Genomic DNA, 17,391 nt, shown 5'->3' on the forward strand with positions numbered 1-17,391 from the left:
CCGGCTCGGCAGGCACCGTTGCGATGAGCCATAATTTTCTTATTCCTGTTCTGGGAATAGTAATTGGCCAACTGCTTGTCTCTAGAGTTAACATCAGCTACGTGCCTGCGACAAAACCGGCCTGCATCACCCGTTAAGGCAGCCTGCTTATATCACTATACTTACACATATTCGCACCCATTATCCATTCCCGATTTGACAAAAAATGGATAAATTTCCCAATTTTAGAATACATGTATTTCATTATTAGATAGTTGAACCAAAGCATATACCCCGTGCGTAGGTTCACACAGCGTTAAGTGGCTTTTGTCGGAAATGAAGGCCACGCAGGGCTTCTCCGTAAGCTCCAGGCAGCTGGTTTTGCCTTTGCTGCCAACACCACTTGACCCTCCTGACGCTACCGGATTACGCTTTTTCAACCTACTCTATAAATTTCCCATGAAGAAAGCTTTACGTCTCTGGGCGGCCCTGTTTCTGGCAGGTACCCTGGTATCACCCGACGTGCAGGCTCAACGGGTAGTGCCTGCAACTTCACTGCCTGCCGTGATGCCCAGCATCAGTGACTTGCAGCCACCTTCCTTCCGGCAGAACAAGCTGGAGATTCTGCCCACTCAGCCCGTTACCACCCGCGTCCTGCCGGGGCAGGACGCAGGCCGACCCAACGCTGCTCCCACGGTAGCCAACCAATCGGTTACCATAGGAGGCACTACGGGCTTGTACTACGTTGTTAACCTGAGCGTTACCAATAACGGAGGCTTCCCTATTACGGCTTACCGCTTCTTTTCGGTGCCCAATGCCAACGTGGCCGAGTTGTATGTGTATAACTCCTCCACCGGGGCTATCAAGCAGATAACCACCGTTCCGGATGAAGAGCTGTTGTCGGAATACAATCAGGTTCTAATCCGCCCGACGGCCAACGCCACCGCCACTACCTCATTCCAGTGGCGCGCCCGCAACAGCAACAACGAGCTGTCTTCCGGTACGGCTACATTCACCATCAATGTAGAACAGACGCCGGTTGCCGCCGCCCTGGTTTCGCAGATTGTACCAGCCGGAGCTCCGGCTACTACCCTTACGGAGCCATTGTCGGTGGAGCCCGGCAGTATTGCAGCCACCGATTACGTTATCCTGAGTCTGCCCACAGCGGCCCAGGGTGTACTGGCTTTGAACGGCACGCCGGTAACGCTGAACCAGGCCATCACGCCCGCCCAGGCCGCCCAGCTCACGTTTGATCCGGCCGCTGGCTTCTTCGGCACGGCAGTTTTCAACTACCGGGCCCGCAACGCTAACGGTACCAACGGCAGCAGTGCCAGCTACGGAATTCCGGTGGCCAAAGCCACCTGCGGCCAGGCCAGCACTCTCAACTTTGCCCGGCAGCCCGATGGGCAAAACTTCCAGACCACCCAGTCGGTGCTAGTGGAAGGCGTAACCATTACGGCCAGCAACTACACGGCCCCCAGCGGCCAGACGGCCCTGCAGGTAGAAGACAACCAGGCGCTGGCGGGTAAAAGCCTGCTTTGGCAGACTGATTATACATCCTCAGCCAACAACGCCTCTTCCGTAGACTTTACGTTTAGTCGGCCCCTGGATAACTTTTCCATTGCCCTGGCCGATATCGACCAAGTGAATGGCACCTGGCGCGACCAGTTGCAGTTGGATGGCTATACGGCTACTGGGCAGTTGATTACGCTTTCTGCCGCTGATGTGGCCCTGGCCCCCAACGGCTCCAACAATTTCATGGCCACCAACCTGGTTACGGGGCAGGGCAACGCCAACAACTTCGGGCCCAACAGCAACGTGGTAGTGACGTTTCCGCAGGCTATTGTGCGCCTGCGCCTGACTTACCGGAATACGGAGCCCGTTGCCGACCCCGGTGGGCAGGTAATCGGTATCAACTCCATGTCGTGGTGCTCGGTGGTGGACGTGTACACGCGCTTCACGGCCGGCCCGGTAGCGGCCAACGTGGGCAACACCGTCAGCTATACCGTTGAGTACGGTAACAACGGCCCCGATGCCGCCCAGCAGGTAACCCGCACGGTGACCCTGCCAGTCGGGGCCACCAACGTAACCATCCCGACCGGGGCCACTTACGATGCCGGCACGCGCGTTATCGATTTCGGTACGGCGGCTTCCGTAACCAGCGGCAGCCCGACTTCGTTTACGTTCAGCTTCACGGTTCCGGCAGCCACGGGTGCCTATAGCCTGGTAGCCAACACCAGCACCCCCGGCAACGAAAACGGGGCCACGGCCAACAACACAGCCACCCGTAACCTGACGGTGAGCGACTGTAATCAGGTGAGTACGCTGAACTACACTACCGCCACTACCGGTAACCGCAAAACCGGCACCGAAACGCTGGGCGGCACGAACTACACATACAGCTACGCCCAAAACACGGCCGCCGATGTATTCAGCGTCGCGACGGATGGCAACCTATCGGGCCAGAGCCTGGTGTGGCAGCTGACCACCAATACAGCGACCAGAACAGCTACGGCTACGCTACTTTTCAGCCGGCCAGTTGATAACCTGACGTTGGCCCTGCAGGACATTGATACTGGCACGCAGCTCACGGAAGCGGTGCAGTTCAATGGGTTTACCACTACCAGCGGCGGAACGGCAGCCACCTTGTCGGCGGCTAACTTCACGTTGGGCTCCTCAACCTCCTTCGTCTCTCCGAATACGGTGCAGGGCACGGCAGCCGTAGCGGCCGGTTCGCTCAACGGCAACGTCACGGTTCGCTTTACAACCCCGGTCCGGCGGTTGGAAATTGTGTTATCCAATACGAATACCTTTTTCACAGCAGCCCGCACGGCTACCGTCGGCATCAACTCCCTGACCTTCTGCGCCCAGGCCGATCTGGCTACTACGGTAACGCCCCAGACGACACCTATTAATGCCGGGCAGACGGGCCAGCTTAACGTCACCTTCACTAATAATGGTCCCGACGCGTCCAACAATGTGGTGCGTCAGGTGCAACTGCCGGCCGGCCTCACCAACGTGGTGGCTACCAATGGTGGCACCTACAACCCTACCACCGGCGTTGTGACGTATACTGCCCTGTCCTCCCTGGCCAGCGGTGCTTCGCAGAACTCGGTTATTACTTTTACGGCGCCGGCAAACAGCCCATCCGTGACGGCGGCAGCCGTTATCAGCGGCGACGCCAGTGAGGGCGGTAATCTGGCCAATAACTCGGCCAGCGGCACGGTGGTCATCAATGCGGTGGCCGATGTAACAACGGTTGTGAGCGGCCCTACCAGCCTGCTGGCCAGCCAGCCCTCGGGCACCTACACGGCTTCTTTCAGCAATAATGGCCTGAGCAGTGCCAATAGCGTGACACAAACTGTCACGCTGCCCGTCGGCGTGACCAATGTGGTTATTCCGAATGGTGCTACCTATAATACTACGACCCGCGTCATCGACTTCGGGACGGCCGCTGCGCTGGCGGCGGGGGTTACCAACTCGTACCAGTTCAGCTTCACGGCCCCGGCCACGCCGGGCGCGGCCAGCCTGACGAGCAACACCAGCACCACTACCGGCCAGGGCGGCAATGCTGCTCCCGACCAGTTCACGCTGTCGTTGAGTGTGCGGAGTGTGACCGATGTGGCTGTTAGCGTAACGGCCCAGGCCAGCCCAGTAGTAGCCGGTGCGCAGGCCCAGTTCAACGCCACCTTCAGCAACGTTGGCCCCACGGCCGCCAGTAACGTTACCCGCCAAGTACAGCTTCCGGCCGGCCTGACGGGTGTCTCTTTGCCTGATGGCGGTTCATACGACCCTGCTTCAGGTGTGGTGACGTTCCCCACGGTGAGTTCGTTGGCCAGCGGCGGGACCCAGACGTTCCGGATTTTGTTCAACGCCCCCGGTTCGGGCGGGTCGGTAACGGCTACCGGCAGCATTGCCACGGCTGATAACGAGCAGGGCCAAACGGCCAACAACTCGTCATCCGCTACCATCGCCGTAACCCCGGCCTTCGACTTGTTGACCCGCCTTACGGGTCCGACTACTACAGTAGCCGGCACCTTAACGACCTTTAGCGTCATTACCCAGAACAACGGGCCATCGGTAGCCACCAACGTGACCCAGACCGTGCGGATACCAGCGGGCTTGACGGGCGTATTCGTCAGCAACGGCGGCACCTACAACAGCACGACCGGGGACGTAACGTTCCCGGCTCTGCCGACCATCAGCAGTGGAACCAGCATCAACAACACCGTAAGTTTCCTGGCCCCAGCGGCAGGCTTCACGGCTACGGCTTCAGTAACGCCGACAGCCGGGGATATTAACACGGGCAACAATACGGCGACGGCCGCAGCAACAGCTGTTACGACGGCTCCGGCAACCAGTGCTAACCTGTTCACCACCATCACCTCATCGGCGGCCACGGCTGCTCCGGGTGGCCCGCTTACGCTCACGGTAACCCAGGGCAATGATGGTCTTAATTCGGCCAGCAACGTGGTGCAGACGGTATCCTTGCCAGCCGGCCTGACGGGCGTAACGGTTTCAGGCGGGGGGGCCTATAACCCTACTACGGGTCTGGTCACTTTCCCCACTATTGAAACGCAGAATGCTGGCTCCAGCACCTCGTACACCATTACAGTGAATGCTCCGGCGGCTGGTACGCTGGCGGCCGTAGCCAGCGTGGCATCGGGCACCCCTGACCCCATGTCCGCCAATAACGTAGCCACCACTACTGTTCGTGTGAATCCGGTGACGGATGTGCAGACCTCTTTAAGCGGACCTACTGCGGTAACCTCTGGTCAGGCTGTGACCTACACGGTAACGACGGCCAATGTGGGGAACATAGCTGCTGCCAACGTAATTCAGACGGTACGAATTCCGGCGGGCCTGACGGGCGTGACGGTTTCGGGCGGGGGCAGCTATAACAGTGCTACCGGTGTGGTTACCTTCCCCACCATTGCCTCGCAGCAGCCGGGGGCTTCGGTATCCAATACCATTATGTACACGGCTCCGGCCAGTGGCACGCTCAACAATGTGGCCTCGGTGGCAACGGCTACGGCTGAAACCATCACCACCAACAACCGCTCGGCCGTTACCGCTACCGTAACGCCGGTGGCCGATCTGGCGGTCAGCCTGTCGGGCCCAACGACAGCAGTAGCCGGCAACCCGGTTACGTACTCCGTTACCACGACGAACAACGGAACGTCATCGGCAGTGAATTCGGCTACCACGGTGCAGCTGCCTACCGGCCTGACGGGCGTGACGGTTTCGGGTGGCGGCACCTACAGCAGTGCCACCGGCCTGGTCACGTTCCCGACCATTGCCTCGCAGCCAGCCGGTTCGGTTACCAACACCATCAGCTTCGTGGCCCCTACTACCTCGCAGCTGGTTGTCACGGCCAATACGGCAGCTGATAATGAGGAGGTAACGACCAACAACTCGGCTACCACTACCACAACCCTTTCGGCCGCCACGGCCCAGACGGTGGACGTGCAAACCACAGTATCGGCCAATATCACCGCCCGTACGCCCGGCCAGCCGGTTACGTTCACGGTAACGACCACCAACAGCTCCGGCAGCTCAGTTGCCGCTACCAACGTGCAACAGTTGCTGTACCTGCCGGCGGGCCTGACGGGCGTGACGGTTTCGGGCGGCGGCAGCTACAACAGCACGACGGGGGTAGTGACGTTCCCGGTAGTGCCTTCGCAAGCAGTGAACAGCAGCACGCAGTACACCGTGACGGTGAATGCGCCGGCCAGCGGCTCGTTTACGGCTACGGCCTCGGTCAGCGCGGCTCAGAGCGAAACCAATACGGCCAACAACACCGCTACCAGCGACATTACCGTAACCCAGCAGGCCGACGTCACGACGACGGTATCGGGTCCGGCCAGCATCAGCCCCGGGGCTTCGGCTACCTATAACATCATCACTCAGAACAGCGGCCCGTCGGCGGCGGCAACTACCCAGCAAACGGTTCAGTTGCCCATCGGCCTCAGCAACGTGGTGGTTTCGGGTGGCGGCACGTATGACAGCGGCAGCGGCTTGGTGACCTTCCCGGCCATTAATGCCCTGCAGCCGGGCTCCGCCAACCAGGTAACCAACACCATCAGCTTCACGGCTCCCGCAACGGCTTACTCGGTTACCGGCTCGGTTATCACCACCACGGCTGAAACCAACGGGGGCAACAACACCTCGGTGCAGAACACGGCCATGACCAACCAGCCGCCCACGGCTAACGCGGTAGTCAACAGCTCCCGCGCGCCACTGGGTAACTCGGCCGGTGCCTTTGCCCTCTCCCCCCTCTCGGGCCGGGACGCCGATGGCACGCTGACGGTGTTCAACATTACCAGCCTGCCCCCGACTACTCAGGGCGTTCTGTTCTATAACGGCGTGGCCGTGGTAGTAGGCAAGGAAATTCCGCTGGCTGATGCTGATAAGCTGTTCTTTGATGCGGCGGCCGGCTACGTGGGCAATGCGTTCTTCACCTACACCACCACCGACAATGGCAACGCCGTTTCTGCCGAAGCGCTGTACACGGTGCCGGTTGGGCAGGACCTCAACTCGGTGTACACCAACGCGCCGGTGAAAGGTGGCACGGTGGCTACTTCCTACCAGAACAACGACCCTATTGCTACGGTGTTCGATGTGAACGGGGGCCGCTATAGCTCCGTCGGAGCCATCACGGCCAACGGCCTCGCCAACGCGGCCACCGATGCGGCCGGCACTACCCAGCTCAGCACGCTGGGCCTGCAGCTTGATCCGGTCACCGGCCTGATTTCGGTGCAGGACCGGTCCAAGTTGAGAGCGGGCACCTACACCGTGCAGGTCACGACCATTGACGTGTTTGGCGGCACGAATACGCAGCCTGTCACCTTCACCATTGGGGTAGCCCCGCTGCCGGTTACGCTGGTCAGCTTCACAGCCAAAGCCGCTGGTATGGATGCCCAACTGGCCTGGAGCACGGCCCAGGAGCTCAACAACCGCCACTTTATAGTGGAGCGCAGCCTGAACGGGCAGGAGTTTACTGCCATCGGTCAGGTGAACGGCCAGGGCACCAAAACCACCGCTACGCCCTATACCTTCCTCGACCGGAACATTGGTCAGCAGGTGACTGGTCTGGTGTATTACCGGCTGCGGCAGGTAGATCTGGATGGTACTACCTCCCTGACCACGGTACAGACGGTGGCCTTCACTACTACCGCCAAAGCCGATATTGCGGTGTACCCCAACCCGGCTTCGGAGCAGACCGGCACTTACCTAGATATGACTACGCTGCCTTTAGGTACCTACCAGATAACCGTAACCGATATGGCCGGCCGTACGGTCCTGAATTTCACCCGCTCCGGCGGCACTCTGCAGCGGCTGGAAGTCACCGGCTTACCCCAGGGCAGCTACCAGGTTCAGGTACAGGGCCAGGGCCGAATATTCACTAAAAAGCTAACGAAAGTAGAATAGTCTTCATTCTGAATAACTTAAAAAGTGAATTTTAAAAAGCCCGGCTTCAGTTGCAGAAGCCGGGCTTTTTTAGCAACTAAAAACCCGACGGCTTGTCCCATAATGGGAATTTTCTATGAATACTGCATTTGCCTCGCCGAACTTCCATTAAAAGACTGTGAACAATAGCAGTAAATGGCTGCTGGCAAAGTAATTTTGGACAGGATTTCCTCTAAGTGGAAAATCCTGTCCTCTTGATTTTTCCCTAAGCTTTTCATACGGATGAAAACACACTTACGCTCCCTGGCACTTTCCGCGTGCTGGACAGCTGTCGGCCTGGCCCTCACCGGCACTGCGCAGGCCCAGCAACGGATTGACAAGGCTTTCCCGGTTTCAACGGAGTTGAAACCGGCGGCTGAACAGCAGGCCCGGCCGGTTACCCTAGGAGCCGTAGGCACCTTCGCGCAGCCACTGGCCGACCTTCTGCGGCCCGACAGCTTCGTTAAAACGTCCCGCGTCGGAGTAGCAGGCCGGCCGGCCGCTGTTCCGGTTGTAACGGACTTTACCAGCAGCATCCTGGTTAAGAACAACGGCGCGTTTGTTCAGCTCGAAGGGCTGACGGCAACCGATGTGGACAATGATATTGTCCGGTTCCGGTTTGAATCGGTACCCGCCAATGGTATCCTGTATGTGGCCGATGCCGCCTTGCAGAATTTTCAGCAGGTTAATGTTGGAACGGTTGTTTCGCCTCAGCAGGCGCAGTTCATTGGCTTTATTGCCAACAACGGCTCGGCCGTAGGTACGAGAAGCTTCCGCTTTGTTGCCGGTGATAATCCGGGGGGTATTTCCAACACGGCTACCTACAGCTTTCAGGTAGTCAACAACTTCCCACCTAACACCTTCGATTTCACAACGGCTACCCTCATCAGCAACAACCTCCGGCAGCCATTGCGCGATTTGGCCGTCTGGGGTTTTTCTGACAGCGACGGAACCGTTAGCTCGTTCCGTTTCACTACGCTGCCCAATGCCAGCACGGGCACCTTGTTCGTGGACGGAAACGCCGCAGTAGCCAATCAGAGCTATACGGTAGCTAATGCGGCTCAGCTTTCCTTCCAGCCGGCCGCCGGATACAGCGGCACTTCGGCTATTGCCTCGTTCACGGCTACCGATAACCTCGGGGCTACCTCTGCGGAGGCTCAGCTGGGTATTCCGGTGAACAAAGCTACCTGCGGGCAGGCGTCGGTATTCGACTTTACCACTCGCCCCAACAATGAGAACTGGAAAACCAACCGCACGGTTACGGTGCCCAACAGTGCCGTTACGGTCAGCAACAACCTGAACGGCGTCAGCGGCTACTCGTCTACGGCAGCGGCGGGTGAAACGACCTTCACCACCGACCGGCGCGCCGGTGGCCCGGGCTACGCCCTGGACTGGTTTACCGACTACACCAGCACGGCCAATGTGACCAGCACGGCCAACTTCTACTTCAACCGCCCCCTGAAGAACTTCAGCTTCACGATGGGTGACCTGGACAAAGGGACCGTGGCCGATGGCAGCGCCTTCGTGGATGACGTGACCTTCAACGGCTACCGTGCCGATGGCACGGTGGTACAGCTGGATGCCGGCGACATTTCGCTGGCCCCGAACGGCAACAACTTCTTCAGCGGTAACAACCGCATCACCGGCCGCACCAACCCCGCTACCGGTTCCGGCAGCACGCTGGGCCCCGATGGCAACGTGACTATCACCTTCACCGACGCCATCGTGCGTCTGGAGCTGGTGTACAAAAACCTGCAAACGGAAATCAATAACCCCGGCACGCAGGCCGTGTATATCTCGGCCTTCACCTGGTGCGAAGAAGCCGATGTGACGACGACCGTAACGGGCAACACCTACGCCAACGTGGGCGGCCCCGTTACTTACACCGTCACCACGACAAACAATGACGGTTTGGACGTGGCCAACAACGTGGTGCCGACCATTCAGCTGGCGGCCAACCTGAGCGGCGTAAACGTTACCAACGGCTCGTATAATTCGGCCACCGGTCTGGTAACCTTCAATACCACGGCGGTACTTGCCTCGGGTGCTTCGGTAACCAACACCGTGAGCTTCAACATGCCTAACGGCACAACAACCGGCACGGCCCGCAACACGGCCGCTACCTCCGACCCGATTACCGGCAACAACAACGGTACCCAGGCCGCCGCCCAGATTACCACGGTAGTCAACGTGGCCCCGACGGCTCTGAACATCACTAACAGCGCGGTAGCAGCCGGCTCCGGCAATCAGCCTATCCTGCCCCTGCGCGCTACTGACCCCCAAGGTAATTCCACCGTAGTATCGTACCGGATTGTAACGCTGCCTGGCAACAATAACGGTACCCTGATACTGAATGGTGCCAACGTCACGGTAGGCCAGATTATTCCGGCTGACCAAGCTGGCTTGCTTACATATACGGCCCCCGCTACCAACGGCCCCCGCACGTTCACCTACTCAGCTACCGATGATCTGGGTCTGGTTTCCAACACGGCCACGTACAACCTTCCCGTCACATTAACCACTGTAGCGACGGCTGATCTGGCTGTTACCCAACGCGTAACCCTCGGCTCCTACCGCGTGGGGCAAACGGTAACCTACACCGTAGTGGCCTCTTCCAACGCCGCAGCAACGGGCGTCAACGTGAACTTCGCGTTGCCAGCCGGCCTGACGTTCGTTAGCTCAACTCAGACGGGTACCTACAACTCCGGTACCGGGGTTTGGAACGTGGGTACCATAACGGCTAATAGCAGCACGACCATGACGGTGGTAGCTCGCGTTACCCAAACCGGCGACCTGACCACCACGGCTACCATCGGTAGCACAGTTAACCCGGATGCTAACACGGACAACAACGTTGCCGTGCAGACTATCAACGCGGCCACCAATGATGTTTTCACGGAAGACTTTGAAGGTCGGATTATTGACTACTGCGCTACCGTTTCAGGTTTCACCTTCTCAGATGTTACCACGATTAACGGCCGGGAAGTCCTGACAGGTACCATTGCCGGCGGTGAAACGGATACGTACACGACGCCACTCCTGACACTAACCGGCGGTACGGTATCATTCAACGCCCGGGCCAGTAATGTTGGCAACACTAACAACCGCCCTTTCTATACAGTACGGTTGCTGAATGAGAATGGAACGACCGATGTGACCTATGGCCCTACTCTTCTGACAGCTACTGCGAATAGCACGGTAGCTATTTCGGTTCCCTACACTGCTACCGGCGTGCGGAGAATCCAAATTGGCCTTACCCGGTCCGGTGCCACCACCTTCCTGCTCGACGACGTGCAGGTAACCAATGCCACCATTAATACTCGAGCCAAAGACGGCAGCAACTGCGCTTCCAACGTAGCTCCTACGGTAGCTGACATCACCGCTCCCCGCATGTCGGACCAAGCTGGTGCTACTTCCATCCCGGCCCTATCGGGCACCGATTCGGATGGCAGCATTGCTTCCTATGTGGTTACCACGCTGCCCGATGCTTCGCAGGGCATCCTGCGCCTGAACGGTGTAGCCGTCACCAGCGGCCAGGAGCTGACCCCGGCCCAAGCCATTCAGCTTACCTTTGATCCCACGGCCGGCTACTTCGGCGACGCCAAGTTCACGTATCAGGCCTACGACAACTCGAACACGATTTCCTCGAACATCGGCACCGTCACCATTCCGGTGGTGCTGACCACGGATATCATCGGCGTAGTGTTTGATGATGTGAACTACGGCGGCGGCGCGGGCCGCACCTACTCCACGGCCAACTCGGCTGCTGTAGCTTCCGGCTTCGGCAATAACGTTATCGGCCGCACCAACGTCACGGTAGAGCTCTACGATGAAAACGGCACCCTGACGGCTACTACCACCACCACTGCTGGTGGCGCGTACAGCTTCCCGGATCAGTTCCCCGGCAACTACACCGTGCGGGTAGTAAACAGCACCGTCACGTCGGTACGCGCTACGGGCACTACGCCCACCGGCCTGGTACCCGTGCAGACTTACATCACCGAAGACGTGAACCGCGTGGGTGGTGAGAACCCCCGGTTGGCTGATGCACCTGTGAACACCGGCGCGCAACTGCTGAGTGCCCTCACGACCAGCACCGCTACTCCCCAGTCCATCAGCACGGCGCAGGTGTTGAACCGCCCCGTAGGAACGCCTTCCTATGAGTTCGGCTTCAACTTCGATGTGATTGTGAACACTAATCCTACGGGCCCCGGCTCGCTGGCCCAGTTCATCACCAACTCCAACGGACTGGCTAACACCAACCTTCGCCAGGAAGGCCTGACCAACGGCCGCGAAACGTCCATCTTCATGATTGGCGACGGCCGGACCACCAACGTACCCGCCGGTATGCGGAGCGGCCTGAACGGCGGCGCCAGCAACGGCCAAGCCACCATCACGCTGACGGCCGCTTCCGGCGCCCTGCCCGCCGTGACGGATGCCGGTACCACCATCGACGGCAACCAGCAGACGCTGCGCACCGGTGATACCAACGCCACCGTAGCCGAATCGACTACCGGTCCGGAGGTTACCATCAACTTCAACGGTCAGGCCGGCCGCAACGGTGGTGGCCTGTACGTAACGGGCGGCAACTTCACCCTGAACGGCCTGGGCCTGACGGGTGCCACCAACGGTGCCGACCAGGGTCTGCGCCTCGACGGAGCCGGTGTAACCGGGGCCGTTATCCAAAACAGCACGTTCTACAGCAACGGCTCGAACATCGGCCTGAACGCACTGAGCGGCGTGACCATCACGGGCAACGTGATTCGCAACTCCACCCGCACCGATGCCGATGGCATTGAATTCAGCGGCGTGACGGGTTCGACTATCAGCAACAACCAGCTCGTGAACAACGCGGCTATGGGGATTGACTTCGTTAGCGGCACCAACAGCACCAACACCATCACCGGGAACCTGTTTAAGGGCAACGGCACACTGAACGGTACGCAGCGCGCCGGTCTGGCTATCCGGACGGTGGGTACGGGCAACGTGGTTAGCCTGAACACCTTCACCGGCAACGCAGGCGACGGTATTGTGGCCATTGCCGGCTCAAACAACACCTTCTCGCAGAACTCGTTCAGCGGCAACGGCGGCCTGGCCATTGACCTGGCCAACGGCGGTACTGCCGATGGTGACGGTGTAACCAAAAACGCCAGCGGCCGCACCACTACCAGCGGGGCCAACGGCCTGCTGAACTTCCCGGTTGTTACCCAGGCCCGTATTAATGGCGGCAACCTGCTGCTGGCAGGCTATGCGCCGGCCGGAGCCCGAGTAGAAATCTACGTGGCCGCTACTGACCCCACGAACTTCGGCGAAGGCCAGACCTACCTGACCTTCCGCACGGAAGGCACTTCGGACGATGCCGCCACCGGCCGCAAATCCTACAGTGCTTTGATGAACGGCCTGGACCAGGGCAGCGAAACCAACGCCAACATGTTCCAGTTCTCGATTCCGACTGCTTCGTTGACACCGGCCCAGTTGGCTGCCCTCACGACGGTGGGTGCCCGCGTTACGGCTACTTCTACGGTGGCCAACTCGGGTACCTCGGAATTCTCGGGCGTAGCTCCGGTAAGCAACGGCCCCCTGCCGGTAACCCTGACGAGCTTCACGGCGCAGGCTGCCGGCCAAGACACGAAGCTGGCCTGGGCCACGGCCCAGGAAGTGAACAACGACCGATTCGTAGTGGAGCGTAGCTTCGATGGTCAGACCTTCACGGCCATCAGCGAAGTAAAAGGCCAGGGCACCAAAACCACGGCTACCGCTTACTCGGCCGTAGATGCACAGGCTGCTACCAAGGCCCAGGGCCGCGTGGTGTACTACCGCCTGCGACAGGTAGACACGGACGGCACAGAAGCGTTCAGCTCGGTGCAGACGGTAAGCTTCCCGGCAGCAGCTCGCACGGCAGTGGAAGTATATCCGAATCCAGCTACCAGCTCGGTTGATGCTCGCCTCGACCTTTCGGGTGCTGCCCAGGGTACGTATCAGGTAACCATTACCGATATGACCGGCCGCACGGTGCGCACGCTCTCCCGCCAGGGCGGCACCAACGACCTGCTGGAAGTAACCAGCCTGCCCACCGGCAGCTACCTGGTGCAGGTACAGGGCAACAGCCAGGTATTCACCAAGCGTCTGATTAAGGAATAACCCCACGCGGTATTTCCCCCGCTTACGAAAGCCCCTTCTCCCTGGAGAAGGGGCTTTTTGTTTGGTGCCGGTTTTCTCTCCTGCGCCTTCTTCTCAACCTACAGCTACCGTTACCGGTATAGGTCTGTTCACTGCTTTATACATCCTGCTGCAATGCCCGCTCCCCGAACACCCCGCCACCGTGCCCCACGCCGCCCCATTACCGATGTAGACGTGGCCATCATTGGAGCCGGGGCGGCCGGGCTGAGTGCCGCCCTCACGCTGGGCCGCTGCCTGCGCCGGGTGCTGGTGATGGATGGCGGCACGCCGCGTAATGCTCCCTCACCGGCCGTGCAGGGCTTTCTCACCCGCGACGGCACCCGGCCGGCCGAGCTGCTGCGCCTGAGCCGCGAACAGCTCGCGCCATATCAAACGGTGGAAATACAGGCCGGGCGGGTAACAGCCGTGGAAGTACTGGCCCAACAATTCCGGCTGACCATTGAGGGCGAAACCGGCCATACCACTCTCCTCACGGCCCGGAAAGTGCTGCTGGCCACCGGCGTGGAAGACGAGCTGCCACCCATCGACGGAATGCGGGACCTGTGGGGACGCGGGGTGCTGCACTGCCCCTACTGCCACGGTTGGGAAGTGCGCGACCAACCCCTGGCCGTGTACGGCCGGGCCAAGCTGGTGACCGGGCTGGCTTTGCTGGTGAGCCGCTGGAGTTCCGATGTGGTGGCCTGCGTGGAAGACCCGGCCTACCTCACGGCCAACGCCCGCCGCCGCCTGCGCCAGCAGAATATCCGGGTGCGGGAGGAACCGGTAGCGCGGCTGGAGGGCACCAAAAACGGCGAGCTGCGGCACATCGTGTTTGAGTCGGGGGAGAAGCTGGCGCGCACGGCGGTGTTCATCCATGCGCATCAGCACCAGCGCACCCCGCTGGCCGAACAGCTCGGCTGCCGCCTCACCAGCAAGGGCGCTGTTTGGATAGATAAGAAACAGCAAACCTCCATTCCCGGCCTCTACGCCGCCGGTGATACTACGCCCGGTACCCAACAGGCTATTCTGGCAGCCGCCGAAGGCAGCTCCGCAGCTATTCACATCAACGAAACCCTTACCCGCGAGGAATGCCCTAAGTGAGAGTAGGCGGGTGCGAGGGTGTGTGGGTCGGAAGGTTTCGTTACCCTCCTACCCTCCTACCTAAAATTGGCTTTCTGGCCTCAGCGCGGTATCTTACTTGCAGGATAGCTTGCCCCCGTACGGCCTGCGCTCATTATCACCACGTATGCCCGTATTACGCCCGTTTTTTCTGCTGTTGCTGCTCGTGGGGTTGGGCGTGTCGGCGGCCCGGGGCCAGCGCATGGTGTTCAGCGGGCGTGTCACGGAGGCCGCTAACGGCCAGCCGGTGCCGTTTGCCTCCGTGTTCGTGCGCGGCACCAGCCAGGGAGCCACCGCCGACGACGCCGGCCGCTATCAGCTCACTATCACCGGCCCCGTCGATACGCTGGTGGCCTCGGCCATTGGCTTCGCCACCCAGAAGAAGCGGGTGAGCAGCACCGCCGAAAAGCAAACTCTCAACTTTACTCTGGGCAGCGGCTCGGTATCGTTGGGGGAGGTGGTAGTGCGGCCCCGCGAGAATCCGGCCTACCGTATTCTGCGCCAGGTGCAGGCCCGCAAGCCCCGCAACGACAAGCGCGCCCTCACGGTCTTCGAGTTCGACAGCTACAGCCGCACCGAGGTAGCCCTCAACAACCTGCCCGACGCCGTGAGCCGGCGCAAGGCCCTGCGCCAGCTCACGCAGGTGGCCGACAGCCTGGGCATTCCGCGCGACGCCAACGGCAAGGCCGTGGTACCCATCTTCGCCTCCGAAGTGCTGTCGCGCTTCTACCAGCTCAACGACCCGCTGCGCCGCCGCGAGGAAATCCGGCGCACCCAGATGCGCGGGGCCACGCCCCGGGAAGGCTCGGTGGTGTCGCAGATTATGGGCTCGTCGTTTCAGGACTGGGACTTTTACCGCAACTGGCAGCAGCTGCTGGGCAAGGACTTCATCTCGCCCATTGCCGACGGATGGAAGTTCACCTACGAGTACGAGTTGCAGGATTCGGTGCTGGTGGGCCAGGACTTTTGCTACCGCATTGGCGTACAGCCACGCCGGCCCCAGGACCTGGCCTTTACCGGCACCATCTGGATTACCACCGACACCTACGCGCTGCGCAAGCTCGATCTGGCGGTGAGTCCCGAGGCCAACCTCAACTTTATTGAGCAGGTGCGGGTGCGGCAGGAAATGGCCCCCACCCCGGCCGGTCAGTGGCTGCCCCGCCAGACGCGAGTGGTCATCGGCATCAAGCCCACTAAGGGCAGCACTGGCATTCTGGCGCGCCTCACCATTATCAACTCCGGCTTTCAGGTGAACCAGCCCCGGCCGCTGCCGTTCTACGACCGGCCTTTGGAAACCGCCGCCGACGCCTTCGAGGTACCCAAGGGCTTCTTCGAGCAAAACCGGCCCGATACGCTCAGCCGCCAGGAGCAGGCCACCATGATGGTGCTGGACACCGTGCGCAAGCTGCCGGCCGTACGCTCGGTGCTGGAACTGGCCGATGTGGCCGTGAACGGCTACTACCGCCTGGGCAAGGTGGATATCGGCCCGCTGCTGGCCACGTACAGCTTCAACAACATTGAGGGCCACCGCTTCCGGGCGGGCTTCCGGACCACGCCCGAGTGGAGCCGCGACTGGCTGCTGCGCACCTACCTGGCCTACGGCACCCAGGACGGCCGCTTCAAGTACGGCCTGCGGGTGCAGCGCGTGCTCAACCGCAACCATTGGACGGTGATGAACTTCGAGCATCGCCGCGACCTGGACCAGGTGGCCCTGCTCGACAACGATTACGCCCTCGAAAACCCGCTGTTTGAGGCCTCGGCCCGGCTGGGCAACATCACCAGCAGCCGCCCGCTGCGCCGCGACCTGACCACGCTGGCCGTGCAGTCGGACCTGTTCCGGGGCTTTACCCAGCGCGTGATTCTGCGGCGGCAGCAGTTCGAGCCGCTCTACCCGTTTGCCTACTACACCCGCGAAACCCGCCCCGGCGCACCTACCGCCGATAAGTTCGGCCTCTCGGAAGTGGTGGTGGAGTCGCGCTACGCCCGGGATGAGGTGCTGATTCAGAACAACCAGAACCGCCGCACGGCCATTGGGCTGAAGCGGTGGCCGGTGTTTACGGTGCGCTACACGCTGGGCCTGGATGAGGTACTGGGCTCCGATTTCCGCTACCACAAACTCAACCTGCTCATCGACCAGAGCCTGCGCCTGGGCCAACTCGGCCGCGCCGACTACCGCCTCGATGCGGGCTACATTCCGAGCACAGTGCCGTATCCGGTCCTCAAAACCCACCTCGGCAACCAGTCGCCGTTCTACAATGCGGGGGCGTTCAACCTGATGCGCTACTTTGAGTTCGTGAGCGACCGGTACGTGGCGTTTCGGGTGGAGAACCGGTTCGATGGGTTTCTGCTCAACTCGTTGCCCGCCATCAAGCAGCTCAACTGGCGGCTGGTAGCCACCGGCAACGTGCTATGGGGCGGCGTAAGCCAAGCCAACCGCCGCATCATTCCGGCCGAAGACCCCATCAACGGGGGGCCGCTGCCCACCTTCCGGGCCCTGGGCCGGGTACCATACGCTGAAGTTGGCTACGGCGTGGAGAACATTCTCAAGGTCTTGCGCGTTGACTTCCTGCACCGCCTCACCTACCGGAATTTGCCCGGAGCCCGTACCTTTGGGGTAAAAGCGAGCCTGCAGTTCCAGCTCTAATCTTTGATTGAACTACCTGAGCCAGACAACTTTTCCGCCGG

General features: G+C 60.6%; 4 protein-coding genes. All 4 read left to right on the forward strand.

The genetic code is table 11. The features are described 5' to 3' along the window. Positions 1-438 precede the first annotated feature (438 nt). The gene (locus EI293_RS05005; protein ID WP_170170247.1) at positions 439-7,410 is read left to right on the forward strand and encodes a T9SS type A sorting domain-containing protein; all 6,972 of its coding nucleotides are present in this window, start codon (positions 439-441) and stop codon (positions 7,408-7,410) included. 261 nt (positions 7,411-7,671) lie between these two features. Then, positions 7,672-13,569, forward strand: coding sequence for a right-handed parallel beta-helix repeat-containing protein (locus tag EI293_RS05010; RefSeq protein WP_125436028.1), 5,898 nt, complete (start codon positions 7,672-7,674; stop codon positions 13,567-13,569). Positions 13,570-13,722: 153 nt separating this feature from the next. After that, the gene (locus EI293_RS05015; RefSeq protein ID WP_125436029.1) at positions 13,723-14,688 is read left to right on the forward strand and encodes an NAD(P)/FAD-dependent oxidoreductase; all 966 of its coding nucleotides are present in this window, start codon (positions 13,723-13,725) and stop codon (positions 14,686-14,688) included. Between the two features lie 145 nt (positions 14,689-14,833). Continuing rightward, positions 14,834-17,350: a DUF5686 and carboxypeptidase-like regulatory domain-containing protein gene (locus EI293_RS05020; protein ID WP_125436030.1), complete on the forward strand. Its 2,517-nt coding sequence runs from the start codon at positions 14,834-14,836 to the stop codon at positions 17,348-17,350. The last annotated feature ends 41 nt before the right edge of the window (positions 17,351-17,391 follow it).

It is taken from the genome of Hymenobacter perfusus (assembly GCF_003944765.1).
GTDB lineage: Bacteria > Bacteroidota > Bacteroidia > Cytophagales > Hymenobacteraceae > Hymenobacter > Hymenobacter perfusus.